This window comes from Salmonella sp. SAL04162, from assembly GCF_046551535.1.
GTDB lineage: Bacteria > Pseudomonadota > Gammaproteobacteria > Enterobacterales > Enterobacteriaceae > Salmonella > Salmonella enterica.
The window spans coordinates 193,044-206,948 of the sequence record NZ_JBGDVX010000007.1 but is presented as its reverse complement, the minus strand read 5'-3'; the positions used below and the strand labels follow the sequence as shown (position 1 = coordinate 206,948).

The following is a 13,905-nucleotide window of genomic DNA, read 5'->3' as shown; positions in this document are numbered from 1 at the left end:
AAGCCTGCACATTGCAGGCTTTTTCATTCTGCTTACCAGACCGGCATCTCATCTTGCAGGAAGGGATTATGCAGACGCTCGTACCCGAGCGTAGAGAGCGGGCCGTGGCCAGGAATAAAGGTCACATCATCGCCAAGCGGCAACAATTTACGCTTAATGGCGTCAATCAACTGGGTATGATCGCCGCGAGGAAAATCGCTGCGCCCGACGCCACCTTTGAAAATCACATCGCCGGAGATCAGCAGTTGCGACTGTTCATCAAAGAAAACCACGTGTCCCGGCGTGTGTCCCGGACAATGTAACACCTGTAACGTCACATTCCCTACGCTGACGCGATCGCCGTCGTTCAACCAGCGATCAGGCGTCAGCGGCTGACACTCATCCAGACCAAACATGCGGCTTTGCGCCGGCAGTCCTTGCAGCCAGAACTCATCTTCTTTTTCCGGACCGATAACAGGAACGCCGTAATGCTGCGCCAGTTCACTCGCCGCGCCGACATGATCGAGATGCCCATGCGTGAGTAAAATTTGCATCAACGTCACGCCGCTGGCGTCCACTTCCTGTTTAATTTTTTCCGCGTCGCCGCCCGGATCGACCAGCGCCGCCAGCCGGGTTTGTTCGCACCAGATTAATGAACAGTTCTGGGAGAACGCGGTGACCGGAATAATACGATAGTTCATACTGCTCCTTTGATTAAGCCTCGCTGATTACCAGTGCCGCGCCGGCCCGGTATCAATATGCACAAAGTTACTACGTGGGTAATATCCTACACCACCTGCGCGCATAGATAACGCCGCTTTGCGAATATTGCTCAGCGCCACGCCCTCAATATGAAAATCCATCGCCTGCCCTTTTGTATGGTAGCTTTTTTTCGCTACGCCGCTGCTACGGGCGCGTAATTCATTATTGGTATCAAGAGAACGGTAGCCCGAGATGAGCTGCACAGGTTTACGCGTCCCTAACAGCCCCTGAAGTCGGTAAAGTTGGTCAAACAGGCGGGGATCGATTGATCGGACTTTATTCGCGCGATAGTCACGGAAAAAATGGTTTAACTTTGCTAATTCATCCTGAATGTAGGCTCTTCCATCGAAAAACTCCGCCTTGATTGACTCTCCGGTATGGAGATTGTTTAACGTCAAAATGCGCGGGCGTGGGGTCGAGAGTGTGGCAAACGCTGGCGCGGGCAGGATGGCGGCGCCGAGAGCGACACCACCAAGCGCCAGCAGCTTGCGGCGATTAGCGTCAAATTTGTCCATGATAATCAGGTCTACAGGTCAATGTTATCGTTAATACACTTCTACCTTTAAGCAGACATGATACCGGCTGGCACAGACTTCTGAACGGCCCGGTCGACTTAAAGGTTGTTGTATATGCACTTCTGGCGCACGAAAGGCACCTTAACTGCCGATAAAGCCCGCGTCAAGATGGCCCTCTCCCAGCCACAACGGGGGTCTACAGCGAAACGCCCCGTTGAAGCCAAACATTAGGACAACATATTTACCAGAACTTCTTCATTTACCTGATTAATTGTTCAACCTTTGGCACAATTTGTGCGCTGGATCGCGCTGTGAGATCGTAATTGTAAATATCTGTACGATATTGCATACGTCCATCTGCGCCGACAAACGCGGTCAGATAGTAAAGATTTACTGGAATGTTCTGCCGGATATTGACATACCGCGTGTCGCCTTGCTTCAGGGCGCCTGAGATCCGCGCATCGTTCCAGCCAGCATCCTGCAAGAGCATATTCGCCAGTTCAGAGGCCTTATTGACCCGCACGCAGCCGGAACTTAACGCCCTGGCGTCACGCTGAAAGAGAGTATGGTTGGGCGTATCGTGCAGATAGATCGCATCTGAACTCGGCATATTAAATTTATAACGCCCCAGCGAATTGTGCGCGCCTGGCGCCTGCTGGAAACGGAACGGAAGATTCGATGGCGTAATGGTGGCCCAGTCAACCTGCCACGGATCGATCGCTTCTTTGCTGTTCCAGCCGCGCATCACGGTGTAGCCATGGCGCTCCAGATAGCCTGGGTCATTCCACACCTTCGGTAAAATGTCTTTACGCGCAAGCGTAGGCGGAACGTTCCACGGCGGGTTCACCACCACATTATTCAGCGCGCTGCTCATCATCGGCGTTTTACGATCGGGACGCCCGACGATCACCCTCGAAGCCAGCACCTGGTTGCCATTCTGATAGTAGACCAGCGAATAAGCGGGAATGTTTACCATAATACCGGTAGAGAGTTCCGCCGGCAGCAGGCGTAAACGTTGGATATTCAGTGCCAGTACGCCTGCGCGTTGCGCGGGAGTCATATTAAGCCAGTTACGCGTCGCCGGACCAATAACGCCATCCGCCCCCAGCCCTTGCCATGCCTGAAAACGCTTTACCGCCTCGACCAGTTCACGATCGTAGGCGCGTGCCGCCGGAGCCGACTTACTACGGCGGGCCGTTTGTTCGTCGACCGGCTGCGCCACCGATGTTTCGACTACCGCGGCGGAGGGGCTGACGACGGCGCTATCAGCAGTGTTATCGCCGGGTAAAGCCATCTTTGGACCGTCATCCAGCATCCCCGTACGCTGTAATATTTCGCGCAGCGCAGGCACATCGTTACTCCATTGCCCCGGACGCAGCGTCGCGGTATTGGTCAACTGCGGCCACGGGCGAGAGTCCGCCACCAGCTTCAGCAGCGCGTCATGCATGGGCGCATACTGTGGATGCTGCGGCGCCAGGCTGGCGACAAACATCGGCAACTGCCCCTCTTCCAGCGCGATTTGCCACTGGTTAATCACCGAGACTGGCGGCGTCGCCAATGCGTAAGGTTTGTTGCTATATAACCAGCGCTGGCCTTTGACGGGGATATTCGCAATGAAATGGAGATAGCCCATCATGGCGTCTGACAACACAACATCGCGCGCCATACCGTTTACGGCGGGATCGGTCAACAATGCCACCCAGGCGGTAAACTGCGGCTGGAATCCGGCAATCGCCACCTCCGCCAACTGTTGCTGGAAGGCTTTCACCGCATCGCGATTATCCCACATGGGCTTCATGTCGCGCGCGGCATACAGCAATGTCAGCTGGCTCATATAGACCGGCGTATAGCCGGAAGGAAGCTGCGACTGTAAATCAGCCCGGACTTTCTCGGCTGAAACGCCCTCCGGCAGCGGCTGAATCCCGGCCATAATCGCCGTCGCGGCGGATTGCTTCTGCGGCCCAGCCTGATCCGTCGCGGCAACGGCGCTATCGCCAGGTATCATTTCAGGCTCATCGGCCTGCGCATTGAACAGTGGAGCGAATGTTACGGCCAGGCATAAACTGATTGCCGACAGACAACGACCACACATCTTATTAAGCAACATCCCTTGCCCCCTGTTTTCATTATCATACTCCGCATGATTGTGCTGCCCGCAGCGCGGGTCAACCGCAACCAATGCTTTTGTTTAGTATGACGAGTCAGCCTGCTCACTCGTCAGGCTTAACTCCAGTATATAAAGTTCGTTACGTTTTTGCCTAACCTAATGTAAAGAAGTTTAAAGAAAATGCACTACCCGGAGAGATTTTTCAGATAAAGAAAAAGGCGGCTTTCGCCGCCCCAGGGTAATGATAAAGCAGAACTTGTTGTGCCGGATGGCGGCGTAACCGACTTATCCGGCCTTGCCTGATAAGCGAAGCGCCATCGGGCACTTCATTATTTCTGCCGTATTTAACTCGCTTCTGAAGGCGTATCTTCCGTCTGCGTACCGGGAAGCGTTTCCGGAAGCTGCGGCGCAAAGCCACGCAGCCCGACAACATGAACATGCTCAGTATTCTGAAACACTTTACGCACCAGCTTATAGGTCGTGCCCTTCTCCGGACTGATGTTTTCCGGCGCGGCGATGATGAGCTGCATTTGCAAACGTTCGCATAGTTCAAACAGCGTGGCGATAGAGCGCGCATCCAGACGCGCCGCTTCATCGAGGAACAGCAGGCGACATGGCGAAATATCTTTCCCGCGCAGTCTGCGCGCTTCGTCTTCCCAGCTTTGCACCACCATCACCAGAATTGACATCCCGGTCCCGATAGCTTCACCCGTGGATAGCGCGCCGGATTCCGCACGCAGCCAGCCGTCGGACCCACGGTTAACTTCAACTTCCATTTCCAGATAGTTACGGTAATCCAGCAGCTCCTCGCCGATGGTCTGCGGCGTGCGTTGCCCCATATCGATCTGCGGATTCAGGCGCTGGTACAGTTTCGCCAACGCTTCAGAGAAGGTCAGACGATTGCTGTTAAACAGATCCTGGTGCTGCTCCTGCTGTTCTGAAAGCACATCCAGCAAGGTGGCATGCGTTTCACGCACGTTGACGTTTAACCGCACGCTATTCACCTGGCCAAACGAGACGCTTTGCAAACCCTGGTTCAGCATACGAATACGGTTCTGCTCACGCTGGATAGTCTTGCGGATGATGTTTGCCACGCTGCGGGAACTGATCGCCAGCTTTTGCTCACGCGATGTCAGCTCTTCCGTCAGACGGCTCAGCTCAATCTCCATTTGTTCAATGGCTTCAACCGGATCGTCGGTACGAATAATATCCTGACGAATACGTTCGCGCAGATGCTGGTAAACGGCCACAAAGAACTGGATTTTACGTTCCGGGCGTTTCGGATCTTCCGACAGGCGCAATACGTCGCGCAGATGTTCGTTATCCGCGACGGCCAGTCGCAGCGCGCCCAACGCCTTATCCGACATGGAGCGCAGTTCATCCGCCGACAGATAAGCCAGCTCACGACGGTGCAGACGGCGTTCCACGCCATTGTCTTTCACCATCCGCATGACTGCGCACCAGCCGGCTTTCGCGGTCACGACCTGCTCGCGCATTTCATGATAATCACGCTCCAGCTTGCGCAGCTTACGGGTCAGGTTCTCCATCTCCGCTTCGCAGAAGGTGAGCGCTTTCTCAAGCTGATTGCGACGCGAACGGTTATTGCTCAACTGGGCGTGCAGTTCATCGCGACGCTGGCGGGCGCGTTCTTCCGCCCCGCTGTCGGCGCGAACGCCAATATCCTGTAATTCACGCTGCAAATCGTTAAGCAGCTCTTTTTTCGTGTCGTAAGAGCTTTTTAGCGAGGCCAGGACCTGGCTGTACTGACTTAACTGCGCGGCATGGCTGCGCAGCGCTTCGCGGGCGCGGGTACGCTCGGCTTCCGCCTGCTCCAGCCGCTGGCGCAGCTTTTCGTTGAGATCGCTGTTGCCGCTCAACATTTCCGCCGAGTCGGAATAGCTGAAATGCGCCCGACGTTCGACGACTTCAGCCAGCGCAAAAGCCTGCTGGCGCGCGTCGCGCTGCATTTGCTGCGACCATGCATAGTCTTCTTTTAACTGCTCAAACTGTTCCGGATCGCTTTGCAGAACGGAAACCACCGGCTCCAGTTTGGCTAACTGGTTGCCATATTGCTGCACAAATCGCGCCGCTTCCTGCGCCTCATCCAACCGTTCCTGAATTTCATCGACCCGATCGGCCAGCGTTTCATCGGCCAATAAATTCAGCCGCGGCAGCAAACGGTTAAGCGCGGAAACGCCCTCTTTCGCCTGCTCAAACTGAATACGCTGCTGCTGGTTGTCGCTTTCATGCGTCGCCAGCGCGCGCTCCAGCTCGACGCGACGCCCGTTCAGTCGGCGAATTTCCGCTTCCGGATCGTCCTCAAAAGCAACGGAAAGGTGGCTGCCGATAAAACGGCTGAACGCCTGGTGCAAACGCTGGGTTTTCTGAACGTCAAACGAGAGCGTGGCAAAGCGCTCGGAAAGCACTTCCCGTTCCGCATGGAGACTTTCAATACGGTTCTCGCGCGCCGCACGGCCAAAAATAGGCAGCGACGGGAAACGCGAATAACGCCACTGACGGTCGGCAATTTTCACGACCACCGCCTTTTCCAGCTCGTCAACGCTGAATACGCTGTCATCAAAAGACTGCGGATCGCCTTCGATCAGGTACAGATCTTCCGGGCAGTCGGTCAGACCTTCAAGCTGTTCGGCTATTTGCGATAAATCCGGTACGACGATCGCATGGCGCGACGGGCCATACAGTGCGGAAAAGTACGGCGCATCTTCAAGGCTGACATCATCGTAGATTTCCGACAGCAGTACCCCGCCAAAACGCTCCGCCAGCGCATTCAAACGCTGGTCTTCCGCGCCGCCCGGCTGGCTTAAACGTTCGATCTCTTCATCAACCGCATTTTTACGCGCGCCCACTTCGTCGCGTTCGACAATGGCTTCGCGCTCACGCTCCAGTAGCTGTTGCAGGTATTCGGTCACTTCCTGGCTGGACGTAAACTCCTCGCCACACTGTTCGCTAAGCTGGTTAAGGCTGTTTTGCGCCGCCAGCCAGACAGGAGCGCGTTGCATCAGATGCTGGATACGGGATTGCAGCTGCTCCTGCTCCTGACGCAAGGCCATACGCTGTTCGCTGGCTGTCGATACGCTATCAGACAAGGACGCGATGCGGGCTTCCAGCTCCTGATGCAGCGCTTCCAGTTCGTCAATATCAAAATTTTTGCCCTGTCGCTTACAGAACTCAGCCAGCAGACGTTCCGCCTCTTGCTGCTCGCGCAGCCGCTGTTCCAGTTCGCTCAGGCGCATCCGCAGCGGCTGTACCTGTTCCGCCAGATGACGCTGGTTCACGCCGTCCCGTAACAGCTCGCGCGCCACGTCCCAGGCTTCGCTACGTGCCAGCGGGCCGTTGATCGCCGCCACCAGCTGGTAAGCCTGCTCAAACTGACTGTGCGCGGTTTGCGCCACGCTCATTTTTTGTTCCAACGACAGCAGTTTTTCCGTAGCTTCCTGCTCTTTTGCCTGGAAAGTATCCAGCCATTCGGCGGCGCTTTCCGGCGTTAGATCCGGCAGATGGCAAAGTTCTTTAGCGCGGGCGAGCGCTGATATCGCCTGGTTATACTGAATCGCGCGCGTTTGCTGTACATCCAGCGCCTGCTGGTAATCCGCAAGCTGGCTTTTGAGTTCATCGACTTCCAGCTCGGCGGCTTCGGCACGCGCTTCATTTTCGTCCTGCATTTCGGCGGCTTCCGCCACCACTTCATTTTGCTCTTCGAGTCGAATCTGCAGCTCTTCAAGATCCGCTTCGTAGCGTTCAATTTTTTCCTGCTGGCGCAGCGCGGTTTGCACCAGATTCAGGTGATCGCTCGCCGCCTGGTAATCCGCCTCAAGAGAACCTTCGGCGCCGTTATGTTCGCCCAACTCACGGGCCATATCGACGTGCTTATACTGCTCTGCCGCCAGTTGCTTGCGCGATGTGTACAGTTCGCGTCGAAACGCCAACGCCTGATCAAGGTGAACCCGACGCTCATTGGCGTGGCGCATATAATCCGCCGCCACATAATCGGTGGCTTCGCTGATCAAATGCTTAAACAGATCGCGATCGGATTGGGTAACACGAATCGCTTCCAGCGTGAGTCGGTTCTCGCGCAGCGCCGCTTCCATATCCTGGAACGCCTTGCGCACGCCGCTGTTTTCCGGCAATAAATAATCGCGTAGCGATCGGGTAATGGCGCTGGAGATCCCGCCGTACAGCGAGGCCTCTATCAAACGATAGAATTTACTACGATCGGAAGCGGAGCGCAGACGACGGGCGATAATCCCTAAGTCAAACATCAGCGAATGATAATCGGTGATGGAGTTAAACTGCTTAAACTGCACGCCTTCCATCTCGTCAAGCTTGTCTTTCAACTCAGCAAGCGACAGTACGCGCGCCTGACGTTCGTTTAATGTCTCCGTCACCAGTTGTGTCGGCTGTACCGACATCGGCAGCCCCTGGATAGCGAACGGTTTGATGTCCACTTTGCGATCGCGCCCAGCGACCTGCTGCAGACGCACGCCGACCACCACCCGCTGATGGCGGGAATTAATGGTGTCGAGCATGGAGTAACAGACGCCCGCCTTCAGCTTACCGTGCAGACCTTTATCGCGCGAACCGCTGGTGGCGCCGGCTTCCGTGGTGTTACGAAAGTGCAGTAATGTAAGATCCGGGATCAGCGCCGTGACGAACGCCGCCATCGTCGTGGATTTCCCGGCGCCGTTGCCTCCGGATAACGTCGTGACCAGTTCATCCAGGTCAAAAGTGCGGGCAAAAAAACCGTTCCAGTTAATCAGCGTTAGCGAGCGAAATTTACCGCGTTCAATCATTATTCTTCCTCTCCACTGTCCGGCTGACTCTCTTCGGTCTCATCATTAAGTTGCAGATGGTTTTCAATGGGCATCGCTTCCCCGTCGCGGATGAGACGACGCTGCGCCTCGCGAGGATCGTCGCCGGTGCGGACATCCGCGCCAAAGCGGAAGACCGATTCGGTAATGCGGAATTTGCTGCTATCGTGGCCCATAAACCATACCATGCCCAAACGACGCAGGCGGTTTAAAGAAGAACGCACCTTTTCCTGCAGTTTCTGACGATCAACGTCAGATCCCGTCGAGCGGTTATTCACCAGCTTTAGCAGTTTGGCTTCGTCCGCAAGGGTAAGCAGCTCGTCGTACAACTCCTGCTGAGTAAAGATCCCTTCGTTGGCCAGACGCTCCGGGCTAAGATAGAGGTAGCAGAGAATTTTACCGACCATCATATCCAGTTCGGATAACACCGAGCGCGGGATAAGCGTGGTAGAACGCGGACGCAGGTAGAAGAACCCCTCCGGCGCGCGAATCAGTTCCACGTTATAACGCGCGTAAAACTCTTCCAGGTATTCCTGAAAATCCATCAGAAAGGCATGATTATCCAGTTCGTCCAGCCCGATGTGGCGGCCCGAACGTAATGCGCTATCCAGCGCCGGAAATAACGGATTCGCCAGCGCCTGCGCCAGCTTAACCGGCATCACTTGTTCAATATTTGTCAATGACATGCGCCTGTACCTTGGCTCCGTAATCATTAATCGGCTGCCATTTGGCTGGCAGTCCGGTGAAATCTGCTTGCGCTACGCCAAGACGTACCGCTTGATCGATAACAATACGCGCCACGTCGAAATGACGCGCGCGCGGGTATTGCGCCAGATACTCGCGCACCACCAGCCCAAGATCCAGTGGCGTTTGTCTGGTTTTGTAGATAGCCAGCTGTTCTTCAATGATGGCCGCTAACTGCTCGCGGATCTCGTTAAACTCTTCATATTCCAGATCCGGCGGCAACTCCCCGGTGACTTCATCGTCACGCAACGCCATCTCTTCATCGCGCATATCCAGCAGACGATCGGCATTCGCGTAGGTTAGCGCCCACGGATCGTCAAAATAAGTCTGTACGGACTGGCGCAACCGCTGGGCGAAGACACGGTTTTTATCCATATCGATCGCGGTACGGATAAATTTATGCACGTGACGATCGTAGCCGATCCATAAATCAATAGACTGCTGACCCCAACTGATAATGCGGTCAAGTTTACTTTGTAAGTCAAACACCAGCCTGTCGACAAAATGCAGATCATCGTGCGTCATCGTGGCATCCTGAATGCGCAGCAGGTTAGCCTGCAGCTTATCGCCCGCCGCCTCCAGCGTATCCTGCAACTCGCGCAGCGTACCAGACGTTTCGGAAAGCAGCAGTTCACAGCTGGAAATCGCCGCCCGCCAGTCTTTATTCAGCAGTTGTGCGATATCGTCTTTCACCTGCTGCTGCTGTTCATCCATGATGCGCTGGGTCAGATCGATACTGTCGAAAATCTCCGCCACCGAATATTTCAATGGCGCGTAAACGTTGCGATGCCAGTGGAACTCATCGCCACCCTCCGCTGCCGCATCCGCCGCGCGCTTCAATTCGCCGGCCACAATCGACAACTGCATAGAAAGACGCAGCGTAGAGAATTCGCGTTGACGAATGTAGTAATCGGTGATGCCAATCCCGAGCGGGGTTAATCGGTAAATCGCATTGCCTTCCGCCTGCTCGCTGGTAAAGCGGTTCAGCAGACGTTGACGCACCATATCGTTAATCGCGTTATTAGCGCGCACGCCGATGGTTTCGCTGGTTTGCTCAAACGCATCACTCACATGGCGGAATGCATCCACCAGCTCACCTTCACTCATCTCGCCGTCAAGGCGTTCGCCGTTCAACGTGGCGACCGCCAGCAGAAAGGAAAGTCTGTCTACCGGCAGCGAGATGGAAAAGTCGTTTTTTCTGGCCCAGGCAACCAGTTCGGGGACTGTCTGGGAAAATTCACTCATAGGTTATCCTTGCATCTGCGGCTAGCGCCGGGCTTTTAATCGCGGTGACATGAATGTAGCGCCCAAGGCTAATATACGGCTCCTGGCGGCAATAACGCGTTTCCAGTTCGACCAGGGTCTCATAACAGTCACGCTGCTGGTGTTTTTCACGCAGATAATCATGAAACACACGCACGCCGGTTTTACCGGTAATCTGCCAGCCAATCGCCTCCAGCCACTGGTACACCTGCGCGGGATCGCGCGGGTAGTCAGGCGACAGCGTGCGCTTCTTGCGTTTAGGCATCCCCGCCTGCACGTAGTCAAAATTACCCGCCACCATATTGTGCATCAGCAAACCGTTAGCGTTATAGAACATCAACGACAGTGCGCCGCCAGGGCGCAATACTGACCAGAGCGTTTCTAATACGCCGACAGGATCGGCTACCCACTCCAGCACAGCATGAAACAATATCAGATCAACCGGGCTTTCCAAATGCGAAGCGACGTCCTGAGCCGGGCATTGTATAAAATGCATGTCTTTGCTCACACCTTTTGCCTCGGCCGCCTGCCGCGCGCGGGCGATCATTTCGCCAGACAGATCGCATAACGTCACCTGATGGCCGCGTTCCGCCATCTTAATCGCCGTTTGCCCTTCGCCGCCGCCGGCATCCAGTACCCGCAGTTTTCGCCCGCCAATCTCCTCCAGCACGCGATCCAGGTCTTGCCACAGAATGGCTTGCCGTAGTTGTCCTTTGGTCGTGCCGTAAATGTTACGGGAAAACTTTTCAGCAATGTCATCAAAATTGCGATCCTGCATCGGACTCTCCACAGGCTGGCTTAGGCGTTATCTGATAAAACCGCTATTTTGTCACAGCCGCGGCGAGAATGAACCTGTCTGGTGTAATATCACCGTTAATCCTCCGCTATATGGTTAAAAAAGGAACCAAAAAGGATGCTTTTTACGCTAAAGAAAGTGATTGGCGGTATGTTATTGCCGCTTCCGCTGATGTTGCTGATCATTGGCGTCGGCCTGGCGCTGCTCTGGTTTAGCCGCTTTCAGAAAACCGGAAAAGTATTTATCAGCGTAGGTTGGCTGGCGCTATTGCTATTAAGCCTGCAACCCGTTTCTGACCATCTGCTGCGTCCGATAGAAAACCGCTACCCTACCTGGCAGGGTCCGCAAAAGGTGGAATATATTGTGGTTCTCGGCGGCGGCTATACCTGGAACCCGCAGTGGGCGCCGAGCTCCAATTTAATTAACAATAGCTTACCGCGGCTGGCGGAAGGCATTCGGCTGTGGCGTGCGAATCCGGGAGCAAAGCTGATTTTTACCGGCGGCGTAGCAAAAACCAATACGGTAAGCACGGCGGAAGTCGGTGCGCGGGTGGCGCAGTCGCTGGGCGTACCGCGTAACGATATTATTACGCTGGATAAGCCAAAAGATACGGAAGAAGAAGCCGCCGCCGTTAAGCAGGCCATCGGCGACGCCCCTTTCCTGTTGGTAACCTCCGCCTCGCATTTGCCGCGTGCGATGATTTTCTTTCAGCATGCCGGGCTGAATCCGCTTCCCGCACCGGCGAATCAGTTGGCGATCGATTCGCCGCTCAATCCCTGGGAGCGGGCAATTCCGTCCCCGGTCTGGCTGATGCACAGCGATCGCGCTGGGTATGAAACATTAGGGCGACTTTGGCAGTGGCTGAAAGGCATATCAGGCAAGCCAGGGGAGTAATGATTTCGCCGCCAGATCAAAATTGGTACGGTTAAAACTTCCGGTATTGACCAATTGCGCAACCTCGTCCCACAGCACATAGAGCCAACGCCGCCAGATGAAGGACTCCGCCACTGGCGCGCGTTGCAGATAATGCCAAAGCAATCCCTCCGCCAATGGATTATCCATCAGGCGAAACAGTTCGAACTCTCTCGGCGCCCACAGCATCAGCCCGGGGCCGACCATCGCCAGAAGCTGATCGCTACGGGCGTCTTTAAGCATACTGCGCAGGCAGAAGTTGCCATGCACCAGTACGCAGTTGTCGTTAAACCCTTCAAATAACGAAGGAAGACATTCTCTGGTACGAAACAGAATGCGTTTGTCCTGCATCGTCAGGCCGGTATTGCTGAACTGATTTAGCGTCGTCCACAGCACCTCCACACGCTGACGATACCAGGAAGGCCAGATATTCTCCTGAGTATGGTCTACGGCGCCCACGCAACCGCGGCTATCCTGCCGATGCCAGGCTAACAGCCCTTCGACAATCTGATCTTTTAGCTGTTCCCAGCGTTCCGGAGTGCGCGCCGGCGCCTCGACCGGCACACCGCGCAGTCGTTCCAGTAGCAGCACATCCGGACCAGGATGCTCTTCATGCGTCAATACGCCATAGATTACCGGCATCCTCACCGTACCGCTACGCGCCAGCATTGAGGTTTTCCATGCCAGTTGCTGCGCAACGCCGGGAGTAGTAAAGCTTCGCGCCATCAGCGGCATCGGATTTCCCTGGCTGTCATATAATGACCACAATGCGGAATCCGCTTTCTCATTCACGCACTCTATACGGCTAAGTTTTTCACCCAACAAATGACTGAGTTCGGCCCGCAACTGTTCCATTCCAGATTACCCCCATTAGTGCTACTGCTTTAATAATGAGCGTCGTATGGACAGATGTCACCCGTATCAGATCAAGGGAAGAAAAGAAAAATGAGGAAAATCGTAACGGTACGAGAAAACCGCCACTGATGAGCAAACGTGAGTATTCATCTTTGCGCTATCATACCGCGCTGTTCATGACCGTCTAAGACGATCATGAACAGGATCATGTTAACGCATTTCAGCGCGCACGCGCTCCAGGTCGTCGGCGGTGTCTACGCCCGTGCCGGGCACCGCTTTGGCGACGGCGACATGAATTTTTTCGCCGTACCACAGCACACGGAGTTGCTCCAGCATTTCAATATGTTCCAGCGGGCTGGGTTGCCAGCTCACGTAACGGCGGATAAATCCCGCGCGATAGCCATAAATGCCCAGGTGACGAAGGCAAGTATCCCCTACCGTTTCCAGACTTTTTGCAAAGCGATCGCGATCCCAGGGAATCGTCGCCCGGGAAAAGTAAAGCGCATAGCCTTCAGCATCCAGCACGACTTTTACCGCATTCGGGTTAAACGCTTCTTCGGCGCTGTGAATCGGCACCGCCAGCGTCGCCATGCCAACCTGGCGCTGCGCCAGATTTTCCGCGACCTGGCGAATAATAACCGCCGGGATCATCGGCTCATCGCCCTGAACGTTCACAATAACAGTATCGTCGCTGAACCCGCACTTCTCTACCACTTCCGCCAATCGTTCGGTGCCGGACTGGTGATCGGCGCGCGTCATGCACACTTCGCCGCCAGCCGCTTCTACCGCACGAGCCACGTCTTCATGATCGGTGGCGACAATAATGCGTTCCGCGCCAGATTCGCGCGCCCGCTCCAGGACATGAACAATCATGGGCTTACCATTAATATCCACTAATGGTTTGCCTGGCAGTCGGGTAGATGAAAAACGGGCCGGAATGATGACGACGAAACTCATGATTTACTCTCATCAGATGTCAGGGAGCGAGCTTCATTTTCCAGCAATACAGGAATGCCGTCGCGTAACGGGAAAGCGAGATTATCCAGTTTGCAAATTAATTCTTGCTTTTCCTGGTTATACCAGAGTTTGCCGTTACATACCGGGCAGGCGATGATTTCAAGCAGACGATGATCCATAGTTCCT

At 55.0% G+C, this 13,905-nt stretch carries 11 protein-coding genes; 1 reads left to right on the top strand and 10 read right to left on the bottom strand.

The window, feature by feature from the left end; translation table 11 throughout:
- Positions 1-32: 32 nt before the first annotated feature.
- The 7 genes from ACLJRH_RS15970 to cmoM form a co-directional block, all read right to left on the bottom strand.
- Positions 33-680: an MBL fold metallo-hydrolase gene (locus ACLJRH_RS15970; protein ID WP_001109471.1), complete on the bottom strand. Its 648-nt coding sequence runs from the start codon at positions 678-680 to the stop codon at positions 33-35.
- A gap of 27 nt (positions 681-707) precedes the next feature.
- The gene (locus ACLJRH_RS15965) at positions 708-1,256 is read right to left on the bottom strand and encodes a YcbK family protein (protein WP_000357052.1); all 549 of its coding nucleotides are present in this window, start codon (positions 1,254-1,256) and stop codon (positions 708-710) included.
- Between the two features lie 259 nt (positions 1,257-1,515).
- Entirely contained in the window at positions 1,516-3,363 is a 1,848-nt protein-coding gene (gene ldtD, locus ACLJRH_RS15960; RefSeq protein ID WP_000925888.1) for a L,D-transpeptidase, read from the bottom strand.
- A 344-nt stretch (positions 3,364-3,707) separates the two neighbouring features.
- On the bottom strand, positions 3,708-8,174 hold the full coding sequence (mukB, locus tag ACLJRH_RS15955; RefSeq protein WP_023136930.1) for a chromosome partition protein MukB: 4,467 nt from the start codon (positions 8,172-8,174) through the stop codon (positions 3,708-3,710).
- Positions 8,174-8,878: a chromosome partition protein MukE gene (gene mukE, locus ACLJRH_RS15950; RefSeq protein ID WP_000060027.1), complete on the bottom strand. Its 705-nt coding sequence runs from the start codon at positions 8,876-8,878 to the stop codon at positions 8,174-8,176. Before mukE ends, mukB begins: the two co-directional genes overlap by 1 nt.
- Complete coding sequence (gene mukF, locus ACLJRH_RS15945) at positions 8,859-10,181, bottom strand: chromosome partition protein MukF (RefSeq protein ID WP_001288828.1); 1,323 nt, start codon at positions 10,179-10,181, stop codon at positions 8,859-8,861. Before mukF ends, mukE begins: the two co-directional genes overlap by 20 nt.
- Complete coding sequence (cmoM, locus tag ACLJRH_RS15940) at positions 10,174-10,977, bottom strand: tRNA uridine 5-oxyacetic acid(34) methyltransferase CmoM (RefSeq protein ID WP_001154025.1); 804 nt, start codon at positions 10,975-10,977, stop codon at positions 10,174-10,176. The genes mukF and cmoM overlap by 8 nt, the downstream gene beginning before the upstream one ends.
- Positions 10,978-11,112: 135 nt before the next feature.
- On the opposite strand from cmoM, the gene elyC reads away from it, so the two are divergent.
- Positions 11,113-11,889 (top strand): envelope biogenesis factor ElyC, encoded by a 777-nt coding sequence (elyC, locus tag ACLJRH_RS15935; protein ID WP_000899550.1) that lies wholly within the window; start codon positions 11,113-11,115, stop codon positions 11,887-11,889.
- Here the strand turns inward: elyC and ACLJRH_RS15930 are convergent.
- The 3 genes from ACLJRH_RS15930 to ycaR form a co-directional block, all read right to left on the bottom strand.
- Positions 11,869-12,762 carry a YcbJ family phosphotransferase gene (locus tag ACLJRH_RS15930; protein ID WP_023136931.1) on the bottom strand — a complete coding sequence of 298 codons (894 nt, stop codon included), beginning with the start codon at positions 12,760-12,762 and terminating at the stop codon, positions 11,869-11,871. The two genes, elyC and ACLJRH_RS15930, sit on opposite strands and share 21 nt — an antisense overlap.
- 210 nt (positions 12,763-12,972) lie before the next feature.
- The gene (kdsB, locus tag ACLJRH_RS15925) at positions 12,973-13,719 is read right to left on the bottom strand and encodes a 3-deoxy-manno-octulosonate cytidylyltransferase (RefSeq protein WP_000011576.1); all 747 of its coding nucleotides are present in this window, start codon (positions 13,717-13,719) and stop codon (positions 12,973-12,975) included.
- Positions 13,716-13,898: a protein YcaR gene (gene ycaR, locus ACLJRH_RS15920; RefSeq protein WP_000350056.1), complete on the bottom strand. Its 183-nt coding sequence runs from the start codon at positions 13,896-13,898 to the stop codon at positions 13,716-13,718. The genes kdsB and ycaR overlap by 4 nt, the downstream gene beginning before the upstream one ends.
- Positions 13,899-13,905 lie beyond the last annotated feature (7 nt).